Annotated in this window: 17 protein-coding genes and 6 tRNA genes; 8 read left to right on the top strand and 15 right to left on the bottom strand. The window is 57.3% G+C overall.

The window, feature by feature from the left end; all coding sequences use genetic code 11:
- Window positions 1–11: 11 nt before the first annotated feature.
- Window positions 12–1,376: a sn-glycerol-3-phosphate ABC transporter substrate-binding protein UgpB gene (gene ugpB / locus CFN46_RS03085; RefSeq protein ID WP_088742639.1), complete on the bottom strand. Its 1,365-nt coding sequence runs from the start codon at window positions 1,374–1,376 to the stop codon at window positions 12–14.
- A gap of 353 nt (window positions 1,377–1,729) precedes the next feature.
- Here ugpB and CFN46_RS03080 point away from each other — a divergent pair, with 353 nt between their 5' ends.
- A complete protein-coding gene (locus tag CFN46_RS03080; protein WP_024951386.1) occupies window positions 1,730–2,317 on the top strand; it encodes a hypothetical protein in 588 nt (195 codons plus the stop codon).
- 143 nt (window positions 2,318–2,460) lie between these two features.
- On the opposite strand, the gene CFN46_RS03075 is transcribed toward CFN46_RS03080, so the two are convergent.
- The 4 genes from CFN46_RS03075 to betI all read right to left on the bottom strand — a co-directional run bounded on the left by CFN46_RS03075 (window position 2,461) and on the right by betI (window position 9,587).
- The gene (locus CFN46_RS03075) at window positions 2,461–4,929 is read right to left on the bottom strand and encodes an acyl-CoA dehydrogenase (protein WP_024951385.1); all 2,469 of its coding nucleotides are present in this window, start codon (window positions 4,927–4,929) and stop codon (window positions 2,461–2,463) included.
- Between the two features lie 244 nt (window positions 4,930–5,173).
- A complete protein-coding gene (gene betA, locus CFN46_RS03070; protein ID WP_088742638.1) occupies window positions 5,174–6,889 on the bottom strand; it encodes a choline dehydrogenase in 1,716 nt (571 codons plus the stop codon).
- Window positions 6,890–7,367: 478 nt separating this feature from the next.
- Window positions 7,368–8,849 carry a betaine-aldehyde dehydrogenase gene (gene betB, locus CFN46_RS03065; protein ID WP_024951383.1) on the bottom strand — a complete coding sequence of 494 codons (1,482 nt, stop codon included), beginning with the start codon at window positions 8,847–8,849 and terminating at the stop codon, window positions 7,368–7,370.
- 81 nt (window positions 8,850–8,930) lie between these two features.
- Window positions 8,931–9,587 (bottom strand): transcriptional regulator BetI, encoded by a 657-nt coding sequence (betI, locus tag CFN46_RS03060; protein WP_176426396.1) that lies wholly within the window; start codon window positions 9,585–9,587, stop codon window positions 8,931–8,933.
- A gap of 488 nt (window positions 9,588–10,075) precedes the next feature.
- On the opposite strand from betI, the gene CFN46_RS03055 reads away from it, so the two are divergent.
- The 5 genes from CFN46_RS03055 to CFN46_RS03035 all read left to right on the top strand — a co-directional run bounded on the left by CFN46_RS03055 (window position 10,076) and on the right by CFN46_RS03035 (window position 11,762).
- On the top strand, window positions 10,076–10,984 hold the full coding sequence (locus CFN46_RS03055; protein ID WP_088742709.1) for a choline ABC transporter substrate-binding protein: 909 nt from the start codon (window positions 10,076–10,078) through the stop codon (window positions 10,982–10,984).
- Between the two features lie 122 nt (window positions 10,985–11,106).
- Window positions 11,107–11,183: transfer RNA gene (locus CFN46_RS03050), tRNA-Met, on the top strand.
- A 174-nt stretch (window positions 11,184–11,357) separates the two neighbouring features.
- Window positions 11,358–11,433 (top strand) — tRNA-Asn (locus CFN46_RS03045).
- 80 nt (window positions 11,434–11,513) lie between these two features.
- Window positions 11,514–11,589: transfer RNA gene (locus CFN46_RS03040), tRNA-Asn, on the top strand.
- Between the two features lie 97 nt (window positions 11,590–11,686).
- A tRNA-Asn gene (locus tag CFN46_RS03035) sits at window positions 11,687–11,762 on the top strand.
- A 381-nt stretch (window positions 11,763–12,143) separates the two neighbouring features.
- Here the strand turns inward: CFN46_RS03035 and CFN46_RS03030 are convergent.
- Window positions 12,144–14,237, bottom strand: coding sequence for a carboxy terminal-processing peptidase (locus CFN46_RS03030; RefSeq protein WP_024951381.1), 2,094 nt, complete (start codon window positions 14,235–14,237; stop codon window positions 12,144–12,146).
- A gap of 295 nt (window positions 14,238–14,532) precedes the next feature.
- On the opposite strand from CFN46_RS03030, the gene CFN46_RS03025 reads away from it, so the two are divergent.
- Window positions 14,533–15,861: a M18 family aminopeptidase gene (locus tag CFN46_RS03025; protein WP_088742637.1), complete on the top strand. Its 1,329-nt coding sequence runs from the start codon at window positions 14,533–14,535 to the stop codon at window positions 15,859–15,861.
- A gap of 166 nt (window positions 15,862–16,027) precedes the next feature.
- Here CFN46_RS03025 and CFN46_RS03020 read toward each other — a convergent pair.
- Window positions 16,028–16,104: transfer RNA gene (locus CFN46_RS03020), tRNA-Met, on the bottom strand.
- Window positions 16,105–16,171: 67 nt separating this feature from the next.
- A complete protein-coding gene (locus CFN46_RS03015) occupies window positions 16,172–17,509 on the bottom strand; it encodes a D-amino acid dehydrogenase (RefSeq protein ID WP_141103620.1) in 1,338 nt (445 codons plus the stop codon).
- Between the two features lie 172 nt (window positions 17,510–17,681).
- Between CFN46_RS03015 and CFN46_RS03010 the strand changes: the two genes are divergently transcribed.
- On the top strand, window positions 17,682–18,620 hold the full coding sequence (locus CFN46_RS03010) for a LysR family transcriptional regulator (protein ID WP_088742635.1): 939 nt from the start codon (window positions 17,682–17,684) through the stop codon (window positions 18,618–18,620).
- Between the two features lie 185 nt (window positions 18,621–18,805).
- Here the strand turns inward: CFN46_RS03010 and ychF are convergent, their stop codons facing one another.
- The 7 genes from ychF to lolB form a co-directional block, all read right to left on the bottom strand.
- Window positions 18,806–19,897, bottom strand: a complete 1,092-nt coding sequence (ychF, locus tag CFN46_RS03005) for a redox-regulated ATPase YchF (RefSeq protein ID WP_088742634.1) — start codon at window positions 19,895–19,897, stop codon at window positions 18,806–18,808.
- A gap of 359 nt (window positions 19,898–20,256) precedes the next feature.
- Window positions 20,257–20,841 carry an aminoacyl-tRNA hydrolase gene (pth, locus tag CFN46_RS03000; protein WP_024951377.1) on the bottom strand — a complete coding sequence of 195 codons (585 nt, stop codon included), beginning with the start codon at window positions 20,839–20,841 and terminating at the stop codon, window positions 20,257–20,259.
- Between the two features lie 30 nt (window positions 20,842–20,871).
- Window positions 20,872–21,510, bottom strand: a complete 639-nt coding sequence (locus CFN46_RS02995; protein ID WP_024951376.1) for a 50S ribosomal protein L25/general stress protein Ctc — start codon at window positions 21,508–21,510, stop codon at window positions 20,872–20,874.
- A 179-nt stretch (window positions 21,511–21,689) separates the two neighbouring features.
- Entirely contained in the window at window positions 21,690–22,631 is a 942-nt protein-coding gene (locus CFN46_RS02990) for a ribose-phosphate pyrophosphokinase (protein WP_024951375.1), read from the bottom strand.
- 72 nt (window positions 22,632–22,703) lie between these two features.
- A tRNA-Gln gene (locus CFN46_RS02985) sits at window positions 22,704–22,778 on the bottom strand.
- Window positions 22,779–22,807: 29 nt separating this feature from the next.
- On the bottom strand, window positions 22,808–23,698 hold the full coding sequence (gene ispE / locus CFN46_RS02980) for a 4-(cytidine 5'-diphospho)-2-C-methyl-D-erythritol kinase (RefSeq protein WP_254918386.1): 891 nt from the start codon (window positions 23,696–23,698) through the stop codon (window positions 22,808–22,810).
- Window positions 23,699–23,888: 190 nt separating this feature from the next.
- Window positions 23,889–24,539: a lipoprotein insertase outer membrane protein LolB gene (gene lolB, locus CFN46_RS02975; protein ID WP_246116422.1), complete on the bottom strand. Its 651-nt coding sequence runs from the start codon at window positions 24,537–24,539 to the stop codon at window positions 23,889–23,891.
- Between the last annotated feature and the right edge of the window lie 74 nt (window positions 24,540–24,613).

Below are 24,613 nucleotides of genomic sequence, written 5' to 3'. Positions count from 1 at the left end.
CGCGTGAATGATCAGCCGTTGGCACGCTCGAATTTCTCGAGCAGCTTGTTGCCGCGCTCGACAGCATTATCGAGGCCGTCCTGCACGCCTTCTTTGCCTGCGAAGATCTTTTCGAGTTCTTCATTGATGATGTCGCGGATCTGCACCATGTTGCCCAGACGCAGGCCTTTGGAGTGTTCTGTCGGCGTGGCGCTGGTCATCTGGGTGATGGCGACATCCGTGCCCGGATTCTTGTCGTAGAAGCCTTGCTCGCGGGTCAGCTCAGCAGCAGCGGTGGTGATCGGCAGGTAGCCAGTGAATTGGTGCCAATCTGCCTGGACTTCCGGCTTGGAGAGGTACTGGAAGAACTTGGCGACGCCCTTGTATTCCTCATCGCTGTGACCGGACAGCACCCACAGGGAGGCGCCGCCGATGATGGAGTTCTGCGGGCTATCGATCACGTCGCTGTCGTAAGGCAGTGGCGCAACGCCGAACTCGAAGTCTTTGGTACTTTCCTTGACGCCGGCGTAGCTGGCGGAGGAGGCCATCAGCATGGCGCATTCGCCAGAGTAGAACTTGGGCGCGGCATCATCGAAGCGACCGCCGAACACGAAGCGCTTGTCGGCTTGCCAGTCATCAAGACGCTGAATCTGATCAACGACTGCAGTCTTGTTGAATTCCAGACGTGCGTCGCTGCCGGCAAAGCCATTGGCCTGGCTGGCGAAGGGCACGTTATTGCGCGCGGAGAAGTTTTCCAGCATCACCCAAGACGGCCAGGTCGTGGTCAGACCACAGCTGCCTGCGCCGGAATCAACCACCTTCTTCAGTGCTTCGCCAAGCTCTTGCCATGTGTCGGGCACGGACTCGACGCCAGCCTTGGCCAGCATATCCTTGTTGTAATAGGTGACCGGCGTGGAGGAGTTGAACGGCATTGACAACATCTGGCCATCAGTATCGGTGTAGTAGCCGGTCACGGCGGATAGATAAGCTTTCGGATCGAAAGCTGCACCTTCTTCAGGAGCATACTTGTCCATCAGCTGGTAGACCGGCATGATCGCGCCCTTTGCGCTCATCATGGTGGCGGTGCCGACTTCGAAGATCTGCACGATATCCGGGCCCTTGCCCGCACGGAAGGCGGCGATGGCAGACGTCATGGTCTCGGAGTAGTTGCCTTTGAAGACCGGCTTGACGATGAATTCATCTTGGCTCTTGTTGAAATCGGCAGCGATCTCGTCAACTTTCTTGCCTAGTCCACCACCCATGGCATGCCACCATTCCACTTCGGTGGCGGCGAGTGCGCTGGTCGATGCAGCAGCAAATCCGGCCGCCATGGCCAGGCTGATGAGGCGATGAGTGGCGCGAGTACTAAGGGTTGCTTGATGAGTCGGGCGGCGCATGGTCGAACTCCTGAAAGGTTCCCTGGCCAGTGTTCGCAATGGAACGGGTGCTGGCCGCTGACGATCAATGGCGAGAGCGATCAAGTGAACATTTTTTTGTTCTTTTCATGATCGTCCGAAAAGCGTAGACGACTTTAAAGCGCTATCCTTACAACTTTGTGACAGGTTGATGTTCATTCGAGGATGTGTCGTTGTTGAAGTGTGTATCTGATGCAAGGGTTTTCCTGTGTTCATCGAGATGGTTTCCGGTCACCGATGTGTAACGGATAATCAGTCGATAAGTGGCCTTGTAAGCCATCGCTAGACGAGTGTGCTAGGCTTGCGCGCTGAAAATGCCTGTGGCGGAGAATCCGATGAAAGTGGTTGAAGTGAGTGCCGGTGCTCGGCGTGATGCGTGTCTCGCGATGCTGTGTGCTGAAGTGCATGGCCGTGAAGGTGGTCTGGATGCGCTGGTGAGTTATGCCGGTGTTCGCGGTGTCTGGTTCGAGAACGAGAGCGCGCGGCTGTTCGCGTTGGTGGATAGCGGTGAACGTATCCACTCGGTCGCGCTGTTGGTGCTCGACGAGAATGCCCGTGGCCTCAATCTGGCGCTGTGGGCAACGCCGCCGGTACATCGCGGTCACGACCACGGCATCGCGCTGGTGTCTCAGTTGTCGGAACACGGCCGACTGCAGGTTCGCCTCACCGATAGTGCACTGGTCAGTGTGCTACGCCGCACCGGTATCAATGACTGGCTGGAGGCAGAGGCGGAAGGCGATCGTCCGCGTGAACTGGTTGGCATGAATCCAGCGGCGCGCGTTGGCTCCTTGGCGGCGCTCGATGAGCCGCTGCGTCTGGATCGTGAGCGAATCAAACGTACCTTCAAGGCACGTCCGAAGGACTTCGAGACCTATAAGAACGCCTTCGTGCGTGATCTCGAACACTTCTCCCGCCACGTCTGATACTCGTCATTCCATCGGCCTTTTCTCGATACGAAAATTGTGCACTATTGACGAAAAAAGCCCCGCTCATAGAGCGGGGCTTTTACGTTTTCAGCTGACTACCATTCACTTTCTACCAGCAACAGCAGAGTGATGCGCTGCTATCAGGCAGCATTCTGCTGATCGTTGGAGGAGGTACCTTCGGTACTCATTGTCTGGCGCACGAAAGCATCGAACTCGAAGTGATCGACGGTCAGCATGTCGAGGACCTCGGCTTCAAAGGTGCGCATGAAGTCGCCATCTTCGCCGGACAGAATACCTGCCTCGACTGCTGCTTCGATGCGCTCTTCCGGGGACAGGGCGTCAGCGGGAATCTCGCCCTTGTGATATGCCTTGGCCAACGTCTTGTAGATAGGCTCTGCGCGCGGATAGTCCTTGAGCAGCGCGTTGTAGCGCGCGAGGGCATTGTCCTGCTGGCCTTCGTCCTGCACATCCCAGGTATTGGCGGTCAGCTTGGTGCGTAAGGCACTGTCGGTGGAGACGGCGCGGGCGATTTCACGCGTCAGCGTATCCTTCGGCATCGCGAACTGACGGCCACGCGGTAGGGCAATGACACGCAGGATGGTACCGAGTGCTCGGTTGGGCAGATTGGCGAATAGCTCATCCAATGCCGTCTCTGCACGATGCAGCAACCACTGCATGCTGTAGTGGAACAGCGCCTCTTCGTGCTCGGTAGCCTCTGTCTCGTGCCACTGCTTTAGCGTCAGTGATGCCAGATACAGATTGGACAGCACATCACCCAGACGCGCAGAGAGCATCTCGCGTGCCTTGAGGCTGGCCCCGAGGCTCGCCATGGCCGCATCGGCAGACAGCGAGAAGGCGGCGCTGACGCGATTGATGTGGCGTGCGTAAGGGGTAGCGATCGCATCGAAGCCACTAGCCTTGCCACCGATGCCGAAGCTTTGGGTGAAAGCGCGGGCCGCGTTGCCGAAGATCAGGCCTGCGTGGCTGAAGAAGGCGCTATCGAAAGCGTTGAGGTCATCAGCATCCTTGGCTGCCAGTTCATCGAGTACATATGGGTGGCAGCGAATTGCCCCCTGACCGAAGATCATCAGGTTGCGAGTCATGATGTTGGCGCCTTCCACCGTGATGGAGACAGGGGTGCCCGCATAAGCCACGCCGATATAGTTGCGCGGGCCCAGTGTCACGCCACGGCCGCCGTGGATGTCCATGCCGTCCGCCAGCAGCGAGCGGGCCATTTCGGTCAGCTGGCTCTTGAGGATGGCGGAGGGCACGGCCGGCTTGTGGCCATTGTCGATCATGTTGGCGGTATGCAGCACCGCGGCCTGGCTGATGTAGTTCATCGCGGCCATGCGAGCCAACGGCTCCTGTACGCCTTCCATCTCGGCGACAGGCAGGTTGAACTGACGACGGACACGCGCAAAGCCAGCGCTCCAGCCCAGTGCATAGCGCGAGATACCGGCAGAGCCTGACGGTAGCGTGATGCAGCGACCAACGGACAGACATTCGACCAACATCTTCCAGCCTTGACCTGCCATCTCCTGGCCACCGATCAGGTAGCTGAGCGGAATGAAGACATCCTTGCCGAAGATGGGGCCATTCATGAAGGGGGCGCCGATCGGATGGTGACGACGGCCGATATCCATGCCATCGGTGTCTCGTGGAATCAGAGCACAACTGATGCCGATATCTTCCACATCGCCCAGCAGGTGCTCCGGGTCAAACATGCGGAATGCCAGACCCACTACGGTGGCGACTGGTGCCAGTGTGATCCAACGCTTCTCGAAGTTGAGGCGAATACCGACGACTTCTTCGCCTTCATGCATGTCACGACACACGATACCGGTGTCAGGGATTGAGGTCGCGTCACTACCGGCACGCGGCCCGGTCAGACCGAAGCAGGGGATCTCGCGGCCATCCGCCAGGCGCGGCAGATAGAAGTCTTTCTGTTCTTCAGATCCATACTTGAGCAGCAGCTCACCCGGGCCGAGGGAGTTGGGCACACCGACGGTGACCATCAGCGTCTCGTTGACCGCAAGCTTCTGCAGCACCAGTGACTGTGCCTTGGCCGAGAAGCCGAGGCCGCCGTACTGCTTGGGAATGATCATGCCGAAGAACTTCTCGCGCTTGAGAAATTCCCACAACTCAGCGGGAAGATCCGCGCGCTCGCGGGCGATCTCCCAGCTGTTGGTCATGCCACAGGCGATGGAACATTGCTGGTCAATGAAGGCCTGTTCTTCGCTGGAAATGCCGTCATTTCGCTGTGCGGTGAGAGTGTCCCACTGCGGCTTGCCAGAGAACAGTTCGGCGTCCCAGAACACGGTACCGGCTTCCAGGGCGACTTTTTCGGTCGCGGAAACCTTCGGTGAGACCTTCTTGAACATGTCGAACAGACGCGGGCTAAGCCACTTGGTGCGTAGTGCCGGTAGGCCGCAGATGGCTACCAATGCTGCTGCGATCAGCAACAGGCTGCCCAGTATTGGCGCATCAACACCAAGGCCGATCAAGCCGGTGACGGCCAGCACACCAATGGCGGCGAGTGCGCCGGCTTCACGCGCCATGACGGTCAATAGACCGGCAAGGGCGACAAGGATAAGGATGATCTGCGTCATGGCAGGACCTCCGGGTAGCGAGGGGATGAGCTCTAGAGAATGGCCTTCTTCACCAGCATAGCAGCCATGCGTTTAGAACAGTTGTTTGAATTGTATTTAGAGTATCCCATGTTCTCACTCTCTGCCAGTTCACCCAAGGTCGAATGCCTTCCAGTATCAGGTCCGCTGTGTGAGCGATAGACACAAAAAAGGCCCCGCGATGCGGAGCCTTTCGCTGGCGGGAAGCACTGAGGGCTTCCCTATATCAGTCGTTGATCGGGACTGAATCGATCTGACGCTTGGATGGCTGCTTGGCCGGAGTGCCAGGCTCGACCACGAAGTAGTCAGCCTTGGAGGCAGGTAGTGCCTCGCGGCCACGAATCTTGTCGGCCATTTTTTCGGCCAGCATGATCGTCGGCGCATTGAGATTGCCCGTCGGGATGATCGGGAATAGCGATGCATCCACGACACGCAGGTTCTCGAGCCCATGTACGCGACCTGCGCCGTCGACGACAGAGGTCGCATCACTGCCCATTCGGCAGCTGCCACATGGGTGGTAGGCGGTCTCGGCGTGGTTACGTACGTACTCGTCGAGCTCTGCGTCGGTCTGTGCTTGCGCGCCTGGTGCCAATTCCTGTCCGCGATAGTCGTCCATTGCCGGCTGCGCGATGATTTCGCGCGTCAGGCGAATGGCGGCACGGAATTCCTGCCAATCACGTTCTTCAGCCATGTAGTTGAAGAAGATCGACGGTGCCACCTTGGGATCCAGCGAGGTCAGGCGAACGCGACCCTTGCTTTGGGAGCGCATGGAACCGACGTGTGCCTGGAAACCATGACCTTGTACGGCGCTCTTGCCGTTGTAACTGATCGCGATCGGCAGGAAATGGTACTGCAGGTTCGGCCATTCTTCGTTGGTATCGCTGCGAATGAAGCCGGCAGCTTCGAATTGATTGCTGGCGCCAATACCGGTGCCCTTGAGCATCCATTCCAGCCCGATCGGCGGCTGGTTGTACCACTTGAGTGACGGGTACAGTGAGATCGGCTTGGTGCACTCATACTGGATGTAGAGTTCCAGGTGATCCTGCAGGTTTTCACCCACGCCCGGCAGGTGATGCACCATCGTCACGCCCAGCGGCTCGAGGTTTTCACGGTTGCCGACACCAGAGCGCTGCAGAATCTGCGGTGAAGCGATGGCACCTCCACACAGCAGCACTTCCTTGCGTGCGCGAACGCGATGATCCTGCCCTTTACGCTCGTATTTCACGCCAACGGCTGTCTTGCCTTCGAAGAGGATGACATCAGTAGTGGCGCGCGTCTCGATGGTGACGTTAGGGCGCTTCTTTGCAGTATCCAGGTACCCGCGGGCGGTGGAGGCGCGACGCCCATTCTTGGTCACGAAGCGGTCCATCGGGCCGAAACCTTCCTGCTGGTAGCCATTGACGTCTTCGGTGGCCGGGTAGCCAGCCTCGATACCTGCGGCGATGAAGGCGTGGTACAGCTCGTTGTTACCTTCCTTTGGCGTGGTCACGGAGACCGGACCATCGCCACCGTGATAGTCGTTCGCGCCGATGTCACGTGTTTCGCACTTGCGGAAGTAGGGCAGGCACTGACGGTAGTTCCAGTCGGCGAGGATCGGATCCTTGGCCCAGTTATCGTAATCCAGCGCATTGCCACGGATGTAGCACATGCCATTGATCAGTGAAGAGCCACCCAGGCCCTTGCCACGACCACATTCCATACGGCGGTCATTCATGTGCGGCTCGGGATCGGTACGGAAATCCCAGTTGTAGCGCTGGCCCTGAAGCGGGAAGGCCAGTGCCGCCGGCATCTGGGTGCGGAAATCGAAGCGATAATCGGGACCACCGGCTTCCAGCAGCAGCACGCTGATATCAGCATCTTCGCTCAGGCGGGTGGCCAGCACGTTACCGGCGCTACCCGCACCGATGATGACGTAGTCGTATTCACGATCGAAATGGCTCATGCATTCTCCTCAGGCATTCTGCGTCTCTGTCATGAGACATCACAGGGCTGGCGATTGACTCGTGGGTCTTGTCGGAATCATCTGGTCTCGTGGCAAGACCCGAGTGATCGAGCTGGCCCCGCAGGGCAGAAGCGTCAAATGGTCAGGGTCATAACTATCATCGAGCTATCATTGATTGATATGCATCGATGACATGGCATCGTCAGTGCCTTGCGTGACGTGAAGAGCAGTCAACGGAGGGTACGACGAGACATGGGAATCAGGGCACTGACCGCACCGCATGGCTGTCATCCGATGGTGAACCCATTGAGATGAAAGCGGACGCTCAGTGCAGTCCGGCATGACGAGTGATCGCCATGCCGGCAGGTAGGACATCGGGTGCTTTGCTGTCCGGCACCCGCCGGATAAACCCTTCAAGCAGGCCAGCGCGCTCAGGTCGCTGCTGGCCCAGGACTTGCGAGCTTTGTGTTCTGAGGCCTTAGAAAGCGGACTCGAACGGCCCCATCTCGATCAGAATAGACTTGGTCTGGGTGTAATGCGCCAGCGTTTCTACGCCGTTCTCACGGCCGATACCGGACTGCTTGTAGCCACCGACCGGCATTTCAGACGGAGATTCACCCCAGGTGTTGACCCAGCAGATACCGGCTTCGAGCTGATGAATCACGCGATGCGCGCGGTTCAGACTCTCGGTGAACAGGCCAGCAGCCAGGCCGTAGGTAGTGTCGTTGGCGCGACGGATAACTTCTTCTTCGCTATCGAAAGACAGAATGGCCATCACCGGACCGAAGATCTCTTCCTTGACGATGCGCATGTCATCGCTGCAATCGGTGAAGACGGTCGGTGCTACCCAGGCGCCCTTGGCGAATTCGCCTTCGGTCATGCGCTCGCCACCGGCAATCAGACGCGCTCCATCCTGACGGCCGATCTCCAGGTAGGAGATGACCTTGTCGAGGTGCTCAAAGCTGACCATCGGGCCAAAGGTGGTGGAGTGATCCTGCGGATCGCCTGCCTTGATACGAGCGACACGCTCGAGAATCTTGGCTTCGAAGGCATCCTTGACGCTGGACTCGACGAACACGCGAGTACCGTTGGTGCAGACCTGACCGGAGCTGTAGAAGTTGGCCATCATGGCACCGTCGGCAGCACGATCGAGATTGGAGTCCGCGAACACCAGCAGCGGGGACTTGCCGCCCAGCTCCATGGTGACTTCTTTCAGGCTCGAGGAAGCGGACGCGGACATGACCTTCTTGCCGGTACCGGCTTCTCCAGTGAAGGAAATCTTGGCGATGTCCGGATGTTCGGTCAGCATCACACCGACGCGAGCGTCACCCTGTACGACGTTGAACACACCGTCTGGTAGGCCGGCTTCGGTGAATATCTCGGCCAGCTTCAGTGCAGTCAGCGGAGTGACTTCGCTGGGCTTGAAGACCATGGAGTTGCCAGCAGCGAGTGCCGGGGCAGACTTCCAGCAAGCGATCTGTATCGGGTAGTTCCAGGCACCAATGGCGCCAATGACACCTAGCGGTTCCTTGCGGGTGTAGACGAAGGCTTCCTGGCGCAGCGGGACTTGGGTGCCTTCGATAGCCGGCGCGAGGCCCGCGTAATATTCGAGAGCATCGGCGCCGGTCACGACGTCGGCCACTTCGGTTTCGGACAGCGGCTTTCCGGTGTCGAGAGTCTCGATTAGTGCCAGCTCATCGTTGCGCTCACGTAGCAGGTCGACGGTACGACGCAGGATGCGCGAACGCTCCATGCCGGTCATCGCAGCCCACACTTTCTGCCCCTTCAGAGCGCTTTCGACAGCGGCATCGACATCAGCGCCGTTGGCCTGCTGAATCTCGGCGATGACTTCGCCTGTCGCAGGGTTGACGGTCTCGAAGGTTTCGCCGGAAGTGGCTTCCACTCGACGGCCACCGATATAAAGGGTCTGGATCGGAAAGCTAGTATTGTCGTTAGCCATGCTTGCGCTCCTAAAGGATTCAGGGAAATGGGGATGGGTGTTCATGACGGAACGTTAAAGGCTGCCGTCACTGATAAAACGTTAGTTTTCAGCCTGGCAGCAGGCGCAAAGATCAGGCGTGCTTTCCGGTTCGGCGATCATCGAGGTGCTTGCGTGAAGCGCTAGCTGATACTCGACGTACTCATAGGCCAAACGACGTGCCCGCTCAACATCAAGGCCATCCGGTGCCAATGCGCCACGCAGCCAAAGACCATCAATCAATGCGGCGAGCCCTGTTGCAGCATCGCGCGCCTCGTCACGTGGCATGGCGCGTCGGAACCGTGCTGACAGATTGGACACCAGCCGGCGATCGTTGACCCTCTGCAGGCGTTCAAGCGGTATGCGGTGCATGCTGGAGGCCCAGAACGCCAGCCATGTCTTGGAGACGGTCTGACTGACTTGGCTACGATCGAAATTACCGTCGATCACGGCATGAAGATGACTGCGCACATCATCGTTGGCCAGGTTGGCACGGCGTTCACTGACAGCACTGCGTAGATCAGTCAAGATCTGACGCATGGTGGCTTCCATCAAGCCATCCTTGCCGCCGAAGTAATGGCTGATGATGCCGGCGGAAACGCCTGCGTGGCGTGCAATGCGCGCCACAGTCGCATCGGCCAAACCTGCCTCATCGATAGCCTGCATGGTGGCCAGGATCAATTGGCGGCGACGGATGGGCTCCATTCCCACTTTCGGCATCAGCTTGCTCCTTGTCGAGTGGCATATCGGGGGAATCACGTAATGATGCTAGGGTACGTGTTTGTTACCGTTTTGCTGAAAGCCACATGTATTCTGCTCCGGCGCCCCGTTATTGTTGGGGCAGGTATGATGCCCTTGATCGGCTGACCCCCATGACAAAGGGAAGCATGAGGAAGTGCATCACCCAAAATATTTTATTGAACGTTCAATTAACAAAAATTGTAGTGGCTACCGAGATGTGCGTCAAGTTGCATAATAGATACTTATTGAAAGTGGGGCTTGGTAAAACGCAGGATGTCAGGTAGAACACTGGGTAACACTGTCAGGGTATCTTGATATATGCGCCATGGTGCTCTGTGCAAGGCGGTGACTTATGCAAGAACATTGCGTATTACGGTGTACGGACGCCGAATGAAAATCGAACAACAAGACAAGGGGTAGGCATGAAACCATTATTGGGTATTGCAGTGTTGCCGGTAGGTCTGGCGATGGGACTACTATTGGTGCCGCAGGCACAAGCAGAGGTATCGAAGGAGTGCCGCACGGTGCGTTTCGCTGAGGTTGGCTGGTCAGATATCACGGCGACCACGGCATTAACACGCAGTGTGCTTGATGGGCTGGGCTACAAGACCACTTCTGACACCATCTCCGTGCCGATAGCCTATGCCGGAATGAAGAATAACGACTTCGATGTCTTCCTGGGTAACTGGATGCCGTCGATGGCATCGATCAGTGACCCGTACATCGACAAGGGGCAGGTCGAACGCCCGCGTGCCAATCTCGAGGGTGCCAAATATACCTTGGCCGTGCCGCAGTATGTGCTCGATGCAGGCGTCACGTCAGTGGCTGACCTTGCCAAGAACATCGACAAGTTCGATGGACGTATCTACGGCATCGAAGCTGGCAATGATGGCAACATGATCATTTCCGACATGATTGATGATGATGCCTTCGGCTTGGGAGAATTCGAGATGATTGATTCTTCCGAGGCCGGCATGCTGGCTGAAGTGAAATCAAAGATTTCTGCCAAGGAATGGATCGTCTTCCTAGGCTGGGAACCGCACCCCATGAATACGCGTTTTGACATGGGCTATCTGAAAGGCGCCGATGACTACTTCGGTCCGAACTTTGGTGGGGCGACTGTCTATACCAATACCCGTGCGGGCTACAGTGCCGAATGCGGTAACGTAGGCACCCTGTTGGCCAATCTGGAGTTCACGCTTGAGATGGAAAACCAGGTCATGAGCGACATCATGGATGAGGGTGCTGATCCTGATGAGGCTGCCGTAAGCTGGCTCAAGGATCATTCGCAGGTATTGGATGCTTGGCTGAAAGGCGTGAAGACTGTTGATGGCGAGCAGGGCCTTGCTGCAGTAAAATCGTCTCTGGGGCTTTGAGTCATCCTGACGCGCGGCGAGCGTGTCAGGAGAGAAGAGCAGCGGCGGGAATGTATGTCAGGTCTTTTATAAAAACTGCTTGCAATTCAGCAGCCTGACCTGCAATATACGCTCCGTCGTGTGGCTACATAGCTCAGCTGGTTAGAGCACATCACTCATAATGATGGGGTCCCCTGTTCGAATCAGGGTGTAGCCACCAGTGATTCCAAGGCCTGCATCCGTGCGGGCCTTGTCACATCCGAAAGTCGCTTTGTATGCTTTCAGAAGTGAATCCGAAAGGAGGGATCAAGCGGGTTTTACGGTCGTCTGAATGGCTGAAGGTGGTTGACGCCATTGAGTATTTCCGTATAATTCGTCGCGTGCTTAAGGTTGTTCCTCGATAGCTCAGTTGGTAGAGCAAATGACTGTTAATCATTGGGTCACAGGTTCGAGTCCTGTTCGAGGAGCCAATAGCACAGGTATATGCTTGAAATGTCATGCTGATAATGTCAAAAATGATGATATCGATGACAAAAGGATTTCCGGTCGTTCCTCGATAGCTCAGTTGGTAGAGCAAATGACTGTTAATCATTGGGTCACAGGTTCGAGTCCTGTTCGAGGAGCCAATCCAAGGCTTCCTGCCAATGCCGGAAATTACGCTGAACGATGACTATCTTCATCGCCAGCAACAGTATCGCTATGATGCTGTCTGATATTTGATGTTCCTCGATAGCTCAGTTGGTAGAGCAAATGACTGTTAATCATTGGGTCACAGGTTCGAGTCCTGTTCGAGGAGCCAATATCACACTTTCTCTCTTCCCTTGTTAGTCGATATGCTCTGCTTTACCTGGTTTCCTGAAGATCTCCTGTGGCATTGAGGCTATCTTTCCGCTCGAAGCTCCTATCTGTTCGAAGCTCCTACCTGTTTGAAGTTCTGACTTGCTTGAAGTCTCTGTGCGTTTGAATTCCCGATCGTTCGACATCTATCTGCCTCTTATCTCTATCGTTGCTGGCATCTCGCTTGCGGCGCTTTGTCGTGAGTGTCTCTGCCCTTGCCGGCATGGCCCTCGATCGCCTATCCCTATTTTATCTCTGTCTATCAATTGATTAATTAACGAAAAGACCCCTGCGCTCATGGAGCGCAGGGGTCTTGATCTTCGAGACGCAACCTCGTGGTGTACTACTTGTCGCCGTTCAGGTGGGCATAGTCGAGCAGGATCTCTGCGCTTTCCTGCAACTGTGCCTGATCGATGGGGTCCTTGGCTTCCTTGTCATCGCTGGCGGTATCGATCACTTCGGGCTCACTGCCGCTGGCTGATACGTGATCGCTGCTAGCATCCAGCTCTGCAAAACTTGCCAGTTCCTTGAGGCCCAAGGCGCGGCGGCGCTTGTTCTCCAGTGCCAGCTGTTCGGCTTCCTGTGCATCCATTTCGCGCTTGCGCTGCTCGCGGTTGAGGCTGATGCTCGTTTGCTGGGCGCGCAGCGTTCTGGACAGGGATACCTCGCTTTGCAGGTAGGAGAAGTTAGGCTCTCGCTCGGCGCGGCTTTCGTGGCGGGCACGAAGTGCTGCCAGATAGCGCGCGGGGTCTCCGTGGCGGCGATATTTCACTGGACGCACCTGGTCCCAGGGTAAGGCGTAGTCGAGGCTGGATTCACCGATTTCCTTCGGGTCAATGACACTTGGGAAGTCGATATCCGGCTTGACTCCCTTGTTCTGAGTGGAGTCACCGGAAATACGGTAGAACTTGGCGCGTGTCAGCTTGATCTCACCCTGTGTCAGCGACGAGATGGTCTGTACGGTCCCCTTGCCGAAAGTCTGGCTGCCAATGATCAGGCCGCGTCCGTAGTCCTGGATAGCACCGGCAAAGATCTCGGATGCTGAAGCGGAAAGACGATTGACCAGTACGGTCAGCGGGCCATCGTAGTGCGTGCCAGCTTCGGTATCGCCATACAGACTGATGCGTCCGCGTGCGTCACGTACCTGCACGGTGGGGCCGCGATCGATGAACAGGCCGATCATCGAGTTGGCCTCCTGCAGTGCACCGCCGCCATTGTTGCGCAGGTCCAGTACGATACCTTCGACCTTCTTGGCCTTGAGTTCGTCGATCAGGCGCGCCACATCACGAGTCGTGCTGCGGTAGTCGTCTTCACCGGCCTGCCAGGCATCGAAGTCGACATAGAAGGCGGGTACGTGAATCACGCCGATCTTGTGCATGCCATCTTCGCGTTTGACGTCGATGACCTTGGCGTTGGCTGCCTGATCTTCAAGCTTGACGGTGTCACGAGTGATGTCCACTTCACGCGTCTTGGTGACATCCAGTGACTGAGCCGGGATGACCTCAAGGCGCACGATGGAGCCCTTGGGGCCGCGAATCAGATCGACCACGTCATCAAGGCGCATGCCCACGACGTTGGTCCATTCGTCATCTTCCTGGCCAACGGCAACGATGCGATCCGCAGGTTTGAGTTCACCGTCCTTTTCGGCGGGGCCGCCCGGGACCAGGCTCGAGACCTTGACGTACTCGCCTTCCGACTGCAGCAGTGCGCCAATGCCGTCGAGTGACAGTTTCATCTGGATATCGAAGGACTCACCCTGGCGCGGCGAGAAGTACTCGCTGTGCGGATCAATGCTGCCGGTCACGGCATGCATGATCAGTGTCAGGATGTCTTCATCGTTGGTCTGCTCGATGCGATTGAGCTGGTTGCTGTAACGCTCGCTCAGCGTCTTGCCGATGTCCTCATCACTCTTGTCGGACAGTGACATGGAAAGCCAGGCGTTCTTGAGGCGCTTGCGCCACAGTTCGTCGAGGTCTTTCTCGCTATCGGCCCATGGGCTGTCCTTGCGGTCCAGCGCTAGGCGGTCGTCTTTCTCGAAATCAAAGGTTGGGTGAGCATCCAGCGTCTTCACCAGCCATTCCAGGCGTGAGGTGAGTCGTTGTTGGTAGCGGTCATAGAGTGCGTAGACGCGCTCGAGGTCGCCATCGACCATGGCGTCGTCAAAATCATGACGCAGATCGCTGAACTCACTGATGTCCGTATCGAGCAGATAGGCTTTTTGCGGGTCAAGGGTCTTCAGGTACTGGGCGAAAACCTGGCTGGCCCAGTGATCATCCAAGGTCACATCTTCGTAATGCCCATAGCGCAATGACTCGGAAACTTCGCGAGCAGCCTGTGCATCGGCGTCAGTAGGTGTGACCGTGGCACTGGCAGGGCCGGCCAAGGCAAGACACAGGGCAATAAATGCCGTGCGCCGGACGTTTACGAACAGGCTCATCAATGAAGCACTCCCGATTCATGTACACTCAGCTCCCTGAACGACCTCCCCGCAGGGCGGTCGAGCGGGCATTGTAGCAGTCTCCCGCGTCAGGCACAGTTGCCTGCCGTTGATACGCGGGCCTTGCGGCTGTTGCGTCAGCGCAGGGGGATCGTAGCCACAGCGCTTCGGTCGACAGCCTGAGTAGCACCTGTTTGCCGGCCATCACTTCACGAGATGAATGGTTTCAGGCTTTTTCTAGAATGTCTCTTCTTATACAGTGCCTTGCATTCATCTTCGAGGACTTGACGCCATCATGACTCATGCGATTGCAGATTCCCGTGTTCCAGCGTTACTCGACTTCCTTTCTGTCTCGCCGACTCCTTGGCATGCTACCGCTACCATGGCGCAGCGTCTTGAGCGAGAAGGCTATCGACGACTCGACGAAACCTCGAACTGGCAACTGGTGCCGGGCGAGCGTGCTTACGTCACGCGTAATGACTCTTCACTGATTGCCTTCCGGCTTCCTGATAGTCATACGGCGCTAACCTCATTGCGGATGATAGGGGCGCACACTGATTCCCCTTGCCTGCGACTAAAGCCCAGTCCGGCCCAGGCCAGTCAGGGTTGGTTGACCCTGGGTGTCGAAACTTATGGTGGTGTGCTGCTAAGTACCTGGTTTGATCGTGATCTTGGCTTGGCAGGCCGAGTACAGGTACGTCATCAGGATGGCCGGCGCGAAAGCCTGCTATTGACAGTGGCACGCCCTGTTGCCTGCGTGCCGAGTCTTGCCATTCATCTTGATCGTGACGTCAATAGCGGGCGTGCCATCAATGCTCAGACGCAGATGTCGCCAGTGGTCATGCAGCTGCCAGAAAGCGGCGACACACCAGTAGAGGTCTTCCATGCGCTGTTGATCGACCTTCTCGAAGAACAGCACGGCGTTCGTGTCGCTGACATCATTGATTTCGAGCTAGGGCTACATGACGTGCAGCTGGCAGCGCAGTCTGGCTTGCGTGGTGAACTGATTACCAGTGCACGACTCGATAACCTGCTGTCATGCTTCGTTGGTCTTGAGGCATTGCTCGAGGCTGATGGAGAGCAGGGAGCCTTGTTCGTCGCGACCGATCACGAAGAAGTAGGTAGCGCCAGTGCCTGTGGCGCGCAGGGGCCTTTCCTGGCCGATGTGCTCAAACGCATCAATCACTACGTGGGTTTGGACAACGAGGAGGGCTATCAGTGCCTTGTGCAACGTTCATTGATGATTTCCTGTGACAATGCACATGCTGTCCACCCCAATTTCGCGGATAAGCATGATGCCGGCCACGGTCCGAAGCTGAATGCGGGACCAGTGATCAAGGTCAATGCCAATCAGCGCTATGCCACCAACAGTGTCACGGCAAGCCTGTTCCGTGAGCTGTGTCGGGAGCAGAATGTGCCGGTACAGACCTTTGTCAGTCGTGCCGACATGGGATGTGGCAGCACGATCGGGCCGATTACCGCCAGTGAAGTTGGTGTGCCGACATTGGATATAGGTTTGCCACAGTGGGGGATGCACTCGATTCGCGAAACGGCAGGCAGTCACGATGTTGCCTTGCTGATCAAAGTGTTGGTGGCGTTCTGCAATCGCGAGGTGCTGGAATGATCAGCGCATGCCCGTGATGCAGTGAGCCGTGTGTGCAAGATGCAAAAAGGCAGCCCTGAGGGCTGCCTTTTTCAGTTGTCTCGCATGCAGCGTTGTAAGTGTCTCTCCAGCGCTGGTAACGAAAAAGGCCCTGACTGATACAGTCAGGGCCTTTCGTAATCTTGTTTGGTGGCTACACCCTGATTCGAACAGGGGACCCCATCATTATGAGTGATGTGCTCTAACCAGCTGAGCTATGTAGCCGTCCAACGGGGGCGAATAATACGGATTGGCTATGAGGCTGTCAAGAAACCCATGGGTATTCATGCTGCTAGTTGTGGAAATTCACCTTGAGATTCGAGGGTAGATCATCGCCTGAGATAGCGCGCGTAATGAGGTCAGCACTGCCGCAGGCTAGCGTAAAGCCAAGGCTGCCATGGCCGGTGTTCAGCCATAGATTATCTGGCGCATCGTGCTTTTTTCTACCGTGACGAGCGTGTCCGATGAGCGGCGGACCCTTGGGAGTGCTAGGGCGCAAACCTGCCCACGGTGTCGCATCGGCGAAATTGCCTGCTTCAGGGAAGCTCGTGCTGGCAATGCGACGCAGTGCGGCGATACGCCCCTCGTCGATTGCAGGATGAGAGATATCACGCTCGTGGCTACCAATATCCACCATCGCCGCGATACGTAGCTGGTGACTATCGGCGGACCCAAGGTTTGCATAAACCACCTTGCGCGCAGCGTCAGTCACGCTGATACGTGGTGCAATCGCGCCTTCTGAAAGCGGTAGGGTGAGGCTATATCCCTTTAGTGGCTGGATAGGCAACCGGATGCCCAGTGCACGAACCATCGCTGCACTATGATTGCCTGCCGCCAATACGACTTCCTCCACCTTCCAGCGTTCACGGCTGCCATCGATATGGATGAGGTCAAGATATTGAATGCGCCCGTTCTCTTTCGAGAGCGGGGCCACATGGGTGCTTGCGAAGCGCGTGTAGCGACCTGAATTGATGAGTTGACGCTCGAGTGCCTGACAAAAGGCGTGACAGTCTGCCGTTTCATCCGAGGCGCTGAAGATGCCGCCTGCCAGGGACGCCTGTTGCGAGAACAATGCGGGTTCCAGTGCGATACATTGGCGAGCATCAAGGGGCTGTTGGTCATCGGGCGCAATCCGCGCACCAATCGCTTTGTTGAGCGCCTGTTGATCGCGATGAACGACCAGCTTGCCGGTTTGTTGCCAAGCGAAACCTGATAGCCCGTCTTGTTCACGCCACTCTGCCAGTATCTGCTGGCTATGCTGTGCGAGTGATAGCAGCTGCGAGGCGCTTTGGTGGTGTTGACGGCGATGGCAGGCTGCCAGAAATTGCAAGGCCCAGCGCCACTGAGCAAGATCGAGCTGTGGGCGAAACCTGAGAGGTGCCTCACTGCCAGCCAGTAGCCACTTGATGGCCTGTAAGGGCACACCACTATCCGCCAGTGGCGCCACGTAGCGATAGCTGAGTTGGCCGCCGTTGGCATGGCTGGTTTCGCTGGCAACCTCGGCATGAGCATCGATGAGCGTGACGTGATGGCCGGCGCGCACGAGTGAATGGGCGCTGGTGAGGCCGATCACGCCACCGCCGATAATGGTGACATGACGCTGCATGGCAGACTCCTGAAGGAAAGTCATGCAGCATGACTGCCGCGCGTAAGTTGAGCGAATGAAAACCTGTCGATATGCCATAACCTGAGGTTATTGCCGTAAAGCTGTGATGGGGAATGTCTCTCGCAGATATGACTCGCGTATGCTGTTTGTTCACAGGATATTTAACGCCGCGATCGACGCGTGACAGGAGGAAGATATGCGGCTCAGAGATCTCGAAATCTTTCATGCCGTATTGCAGGCGGGCAGTGTCACCGGCGCCGCGCGGCTACTGCACATCTCTCAGCCGGCAGCGAGCAAGGCCTTGCAGCAGGTCGAACGTCACTGGGGCATCGTGTTGTTTACACGCAGTGCAGGGCAACTTTATCCCACTGAGGAAGCTCGTCAGTTGGAGGAGGCCAGTCAGGGGATGCTGGGGCAACTGGATGAGGTGAAGCGGCTGGCTGCAGGCTTGCGGAGTGGTGAAGAGCAGGCGCTCAAGGTCATCGCAACGCCAGCGATTGCTCAACAGTTGTTACCCCAGGCGTTGGGGCAATGGCGGCGGCGTCATGCGCAGGTAAGGTGTGAGTTGGCGACTCAGCATACGCGAGAGATTGTTGATGCCTTGTTGCTGCATGAGGCAGAGCTTGGGTTCACGCTCAGTGCGCCAACGCATCCGGCTCTGGCGACACGCGCGCTGTTCAGCCTGCCATTGATGGTGCTGGCACCTGAAGGCTATTGGGCGCAGGAGAGCCACAATGTTCCCTTGCCGGTTTCGACATTGGCGGGAGTGCAACTGGTGGCATTGGGCACACATGATCCACTGGCGCGGCGTCTTGATAGCCTGTTGGCAAGTGCTGAGCAGCATGAGCCGCGTATGTATGATCACCCGCCGCATATCATCACGCGTGTACAGACCTATCCGTTGGCAGCGGCGTTGGTACAGTCAGGGGAAGGTCTTGCGGTGGTGGATGCACTGACGGCGTATATCGCTTGCACGACTCAGGGGCTGATGGCACGGCCCTTGCCTGCGGCAGGTGAGTTGGTCCTCAGTGCCGTCTGGCGACGCAAGGAAGGGCGCTCGCGTCTGGCCCAGTCTCTCGCGGATAGTCTGGCGCGTCAGGCGGCACAGTGGTTGACGCCCGCAGCTAAAGCCTGAGGTCTGAAGTTTGAGGCATCTGGAGTTCATGGCATCATGAAAACGTAAAACGCCCCTGGGCTCATAAGAGATCAGGGGCGTTTTGTATCTCAGGCAGAGGTCACTCGGCATTCTCTGGCTGTAAGTCCAAGTCCAAGTCCAAGTCCAAGTCCAAGTCCTGGGCTGGGCTGGGTTCAAGCTCAGGCTTAGACATTGAAACGGAAGTGCACGACATCACCATCCTTGAGGATATAGTCCTTGCCTTCCAGGCGCCACTTGCCAGCATCCTTGGCGCCCTGTTCGCCGGTATAGGCGATGAAGTCATCATAGGCCACGACTTCGGCACGGATGAAGCCTTTCTGGAAGTCGGTGTGGATAACGCCGGCACCTTCCGGCGCAGTCGCGCCAATCTTGATGGTCCAGGCACGGACTTCCTTCACACCTGCGGTGAAGTAGGTCTGCAGACCCAGCAACTCGTAACCGGCGCGGATCACGCGATCCAGGCCTGGCTCTTCCATGCCCAGCTCATTGAGGAACATCTCGCGCTCTTCTTCATCAAGCTCAGCGATCTCGGCTTCAATCTTGTTGCACACTGGCACTACGATGGCGCCTTCCGCCGCCGCAATCTCGCGCACGATATCGAGATAGGAGTTGTTCTCGAAGCCTTCTTCGCTGACGTTGGCGATATACATGGTCGGCTTGAGGGTCAGGAAGCCGAAGCCTCTGAGCGCCTTGAGGTCATCATCGGTCAGTCCGAAGCTGCGCAACGGCTGTCCTTCGGCCAAGTGCGGCTGGATACGCTCCAGTACGGCCTTGGTGGTGATGGCTTCCTTGTCGCCGCCCTTGGCGATACGTGCCAGACGCTGGATGCTGCGCTCGACGCTATCGAGATCGGCCAATGCCAGTTCGATATTGATGGTCTCGATATCGGCAGTCGGGTCGACATGATTGGCAACATGGATGACGTTGTCGTCTTCAAAGCAGCGGACCACGTGCGCGATGGCATCAGTTTCGCGAATGTTGGCGAGGAACTTGTTGCCCAAGCCTTCACCTTTTGAGGCGCCAGCGACAAGACCTGCGATATCCACGAATTCCATGGTGGTCGGCAGTATCTTCTCGGGCTTGACGATCGCGGCCAGTGCACCCAGGCGCGGGTCAGGCATCGGTACGATACCGGTATTCGGCTCGATGGTGCAGAAGGGGAAGTTCTCGGCATCAATGCCAGACTTGGTCAGTGCATTGAAGAGAGTGGACTTGCCGACGTTCGGGAGGCCGACGATGCCGCAATTGAAACCCATGGCGCTAGATCCTGGTGTGACGTATCGAATGGGGCGTGTCGCTGGCAGTCATCTCGACCAGCAGACCATCGTCCAGAGAGGACATCGGTCGTGCGGGGAAATGAGCTGACAGGCACGGAGTTAGCTAGGCGGGAAGTGTAAGGCCTCATGCCGCCGAGGTCATCCATTGGGCGCATGTTGCGCGATAAATGATGATGTTTGCTGCTGAGCGCACGGTGCAAGGCACGCACGGCAGCGAGGCGATACGCAGAGGCGCGGATCACCGGAATTCGAAAGGAGGATAGTACAGAGCGATTCAGTTCTTGAAGGCGTCAGGTCTTGAGGACATCAGTCCTTGAAGGCTTCAGCTCTTGAAGATGTCAGCCCTTGAAAGAGTGCAGGCGATTCATGGCGCGTGCCCATTCGCTGCTGATGGCTTCGGGGAGAGTCATGACAATTTCGTCGATGGCAGCATCAATGGATTGACGGTCTGCCTTGCCGGGGCGGCCGAGGACGAAATTGGTCACCAGGTTGGCATTACCGGGATGGCCGATACCAATGCGGGCACGATGGAAGGACTTGTCGTTGCCCAGCGCACTGATGATGTCACGCAGCCCGTTGTGTCCCCCATGGCCACCACCCTGCTTATAGCGAGCGGTACCGGGGTCGATGTCCAACTCATCGTGGGCGACGAGCAGTTCATCCGGAGCGAGCTTGTAGAAGTTGCACAATGCGGCCACGGCCTGACCGCTGCGATTCATGAACGTTGATGGGAACAGCAAATGCAGATCCTGGCCCGCGAAAACAATCTTCGCGTATTGGCCATGGAACTTGCGTTCCGGACGCAACGTGGTGTGACCGTGGCGCGCAAGGGCGTCAAGGAGCCAGACGCCGGCATTATGACGGGTGTCTTCGTATTCGTTCCCCGGGTTACCGAGGCCGATGATCGCTTTCACCTGTGACATTGCGGTATCTGGCTCCTTGATCAGGCTGCGTTATTCTGCTGCAGCTTCTTCGCCTTCACCGGCAGCTGCATCTTCTTCAGCAGCGGCGATGTTCGGGCGAGTGACGTTGACCACAGCGGAGTCGTGATCGGCACCGTGGGACAGTGCAACGGACTCGGAACCTTCCGGCAGAGTGATGTCGGACAGGTGCAGAGTGTGACCGACTTCAAGTGCGGACACGTCCAGCTCCAGGTATTCCGGCAGTGCTGTCGGCAAGCAGCTGATTTCGATGTCTGTCGCCATGACGTGCAGTACGCCATCTTGATCCTTGACGCCGACACAGGCTTCCTGACCAGTGATGTGCAGCGGCACATTCATGGTCAGTTTCTGAGTCAGGTCGATGCGCAGGAAATCGATGTGAGTCAGCAGCGGCTTGAACGGGTGACGCTGCAGGTCACGGATGACGACTTTCTCTTCCTTGCCAGCAACATTCAGAGTGATGATGGAGGAGTAGAACGCCTCGTCATCAACTGCCTTGTACAGGCTCGGCTTGTCGACCATGACCGGAGTCGGGGCTTTGTCAGCGCCGTAGATGATGCCCGGCACGAAATCGTTCGTAAGACGCAGGCGGCGGCTCGCACCTTTCCCGAGGTCTTGACGAACTTCAGCATTCAGTTTGAACAGTTTCATTTTACAAATACCTCAAGGGCTAATGAGAATCCGGCAGCCCCCGCGACCAGAGCGCTACCGGATTCATGAGGCTGACTCGAAGGTTTCCGAGCCAACCGCTTGTCAGCAGGAAACGAGTCTCCTGCTGCTGTCAGTACCATCTTCCGAACCATCGGCGAAAAGCATTCGCCAAGCGGAACTTAGTGGAACATGGCGCTGACGGATTCTTCATTGCTGACACGACGGATTGCTTCAGCGATCAGACCTGCCACGGTGAGCTGGCGAATCTTGCCTGAGCGACGAGCTGCATCGGACAGAGGAATGGTATCGGCAACGACCACTTCGTCAAGGACGGAGTTGGTAATGTTGTCGACCGCCGGGCCAGATAGAATGGCGTGTGACGCGTAGGCCACAACGCGGTTGGCGCCGTGATCCTTGAGCGCTTCGCCTGCCTTGCACAGTGTGCCAGCAGTATCGATCATGTCATCGACCAGCACACAGGTGCGGCCTTTGATATCACCGATGATATTCATCACCTGAGCCTGATTGGCCTGGGGACGACGCTTGTCGATGATCGCCAGCTCGCAGTTAAGCTGCTTGGCGATGGCACGGGCACGCACCACACCACCTACATCCGGGGAGACGACGATCAGATTGTCATAATTCTGACGTTCGATGTCGTCGAGCAGAATCGGTGAGCCGTAGACGTTGTCCACCGGCACATCGAAGAAGCCCTGGATCTGGTCAGCATGCAGGTCCATGGTCATGACACGGTTGACGCCAGCCTTGACCATCATGTCCGCGACCACCTTCGCCGAGATCGGCACGCGAGCAGAGCGCACACGGCGATCCTGGCGTGCGTAACCGAAATACGGCACGACCGCAGTGATACGCGCCGCTGACGCACGACGCAACGCATCCACCATCAGGATCAGCTCCATCAGGTTGTCGTTGGTCGGTGCGCAGGTGGACTGCATGATGAAGACGTCCTTACCACGAACGTTTTCGTTGATTTCTACCGCAATCTCGCCATCGCTGAACTGACCGACGGTTGCATGGCCCAGGCGGGTATCGAGGGCTTCAGCAACCTTGCGGGCGAGAGCGGGATTGGCATTCCCCGCGAATACCATCAGTTTAGACACGCGCAGCCACCTTTGGAGTCTTGTGGGATCTCGGGAGTGGAGAATTCCGGGTTGACCGGGAACGGCCAGGATTGGCTGGGGTACCAGGATTTGAACCTGGGAATGTCGGTATCAGAAACCGGTGCCTTACCACTTGGCGATACCCCAGCAACGTTCACTTCAACCAGTTGCTGTGCTCAGGCCTGAGCCAGAGCGGCATGTAGGGGAGAGATGTTGCAACCGCGTGCCGAGAAGGTGTGCCACGTCGGGCGCTCGCATGCGAGTCTACCCAGCACCTTGCTGGCCTGTCGTGCGTCATCAAACGCACAGAACACACAGGCGCCGGTGCCCGTCAGTCTGGCGGTGCCGAAATGATTCAGCCAGTTCAGGGCGTCGGCGACTGCCGGGTACAAAGCGCTTACCACGACTTCGCAGTCGTTTCGGCCCCCCTGCAGTGCGCGCGCCATACTAATAGCGGGGCTGGAACGTGTCAATTGTGGGTGGCCGAACACCGCGGGGGTCGAGACTTCGATACCGGGATGAATAACCACGAACCATGGGGTGTCCAGCGCAGCAGGCATCAGTTTTTCGCCAATGCCTTCGGCCCAGGCAGCAAAGCCACGCACGAAGACTGGTACATCAGCGCCCAGTTCAAGACCCAGCTCGGCTAGAGTGTCTTCATCCAGCGATAGCTGCCATAGGTGATTGAGTGCCAATAGTGTTGTAGCGGCATCACTGCTGCCACCACCGAGGCCACCGCCCATTGGCAGTACCTTCTCAATCTGGATGTCGACACCGGGCAGGGCTGATGCCTCCGCTACCTTGCCGTATGACACTGCGGTTTCACGCAGTCGTCGTGCTGCACGCACGATCAGGTTGGCTTCCTCGGGCACGCCGTCAATAGCAGGTGTCAGAGTGATGGCATCGTCGTCACGCAGCTGAAAGTGCAGAGTGTCGCCATGATCGAGAAACTGAAACAGGGTCTGCAGCTCGTGATAGCCATCAGGACGCTGTCCAGTGATATGCAGCATACGATTGAGCTTGGCGGGAGCCGGCAAACTGAGAGCAGAAAGTGTCGAGTGAATCACGGGCGAGGCGGTCCTGGTTAGATGTCGGGCGCGTTGAACAAGGTCGAACTCAACTGTTATCAGCAAGACGGCCGGCCTGTGAGCAGGTCGGCCGTCTTGCTGATAACGATACCGCTGATGCATGCGAGCGATTGATGCGGGGACTTGAGCTTGAGATAGAGATAGAGATAGAGCCCAAGCAGGGTACTCGCTATAGCGCCTGCCACTGATTGACGATCAGTGTAGCGGTCAGGTCGCCGTAATAAAGCTTGAGTTTTCGCGGTAGCCACAGGCCTTCAGCGCGCGTCCAGTCTTGGTAGCTCACCTTCCAGCCATCCTGATACAGCGTAGCGGGAAAGCCTTGTGCATCTTCCTCAAGCTGATGAGTCCCCTCGCTCGGCAGGCCGCGGACCCAGTCATTCAGCGCGCCTAACGGCAATGACCAGCCCAGCTGCTGCAGCATCAGGCTTTCGGCATCGGGTGCCTCAAAGTCACCATCCGAAGAGTTGAGGCGGACACCGTCAGCGTCACGCGTCACGGTAGTGCGGCCTGCGCCCAGCGGACCAGTGATCAGCATGCGATAGTCATCACCATCCTGCTGCCAGTCAAGATTGGCGCTGTGGCCTTCATCCGGCGTACGGATACCCACCTTGCCAGCCAATTGCCAGTGCGTTAATGCATCGAGCTGTGTTGCCTGTTGCTGCCAATCACCTTCACTGCGTGTCAGGTCGCCGGCAACGTCACTGGCCATCTGGCTGGCGCAGCCGCCCAGCAGCAATGTCATTGTCAGCAAGGCAGAGGTCAGCAGGCGATGTGCCAACGGCAATAAAGCGTTAAATATAGGCAATGAAGGGGTCGTCATGACGCAGAGGCCTTTCAGATGGCGAGAGAATTGAGAGCGATGATAAAGAGAGTCAGGGTAATGGACCCGTGGCC

The organism is Cobetia sp. QF-1, assembly GCF_002213105.1.
Taxonomy (GTDB): Bacteria; Pseudomonadota; Gammaproteobacteria; order Pseudomonadales; family Halomonadaceae; genus Cobetia; species Cobetia crustatorum.
The sequence above is the reverse complement of the archived record's forward strand: the minus strand, read 5'-3'. Positions and strand labels throughout refer to the sequence as shown.

Coding starts and splice junctions, on each gene's coding strand:
- CFN46_RS03025 (WP_088742637.1), top strand. CDS start 14,533: ATGACTCATGCGATTGCAGATTCCCGTGTTCCAGCGTTACTCGACTTC.
- CFN46_RS03010 (WP_088742635.1), top strand. CDS start 17,682: ATGCGGCTCAGAGATCTCGAAATCTTTCATGCCGTATTGCAGGCGGGC.
- betB (WP_024951383.1), bottom strand. CDS start 8,849: ATGGCTAACGACAATACTAGCTTTCCGATCCAGACCCTTTATATCGGT.
- ugpB (WP_088742639.1), bottom strand. CDS start 1,376: ATGCGCCGCCCGACTCATCAAGCAACCCTTAGTACTCGCGCCACTCAT.
- betA (WP_088742638.1), bottom strand. CDS start 6,889: ATGAGCCATTTCGATCGTGAATACGACTACGTCATCATCGGTGCGGGT.
- CFN46_RS03015 (WP_141103620.1), bottom strand. CDS start 17,509: ATGACTTTCCTTCAGGAGTCTGCCATGCAGCGTCATGTCACCATTATC.
- lolB (WP_246116422.1), bottom strand. CDS start 24,539: ATGACGACCCCTTCATTGCCTATATTTAACGCTTTATTGCCGTTGGCA.
- CFN46_RS03030 (WP_024951381.1), bottom strand. CDS start 14,237: ATGAGCCTGTTCGTAAACGTCCGGCGCACGGCATTTATTGCCCTGTGT.
- CFN46_RS03075 (WP_024951385.1), bottom strand. CDS start 4,929: ATGACGCAGATCATCCTTATCCTTGTCGCCCTTGCCGGTCTATTGACC.
- pth (WP_024951377.1), bottom strand. CDS start 20,841: ATGTCACAGGTGAAAGCGATCATCGGCCTCGGTAACCCGGGGAACGAA.
- ychF (WP_088742634.1), bottom strand. CDS start 19,897: ATGGGTTTCAATTGCGGCATCGTCGGCCTCCCGAACGTCGGCAAGTCC.
- CFN46_RS03055 (WP_088742709.1), top strand. CDS start 10,076: ATGGGACTACTATTGGTGCCGCAGGCACAAGCAGAGGTATCGAAGGAG.
- CFN46_RS02995 (WP_024951376.1), bottom strand. CDS start 21,510: ATGAAACTGTTCAAACTGAATGCTGAAGTTCGTCAAGACCTCGGGAAA.
- CFN46_RS03080 (WP_024951386.1), top strand. CDS start 1,730: ATGAAAGTGGTTGAAGTGAGTGCCGGTGCTCGGCGTGATGCGTGTCTC.
- betI (WP_176426396.1), bottom strand. CDS start 9,587: ATGCCGAAAGTGGGAATGGAGCCCATCCGTCGCCGCCAATTGATCCTG.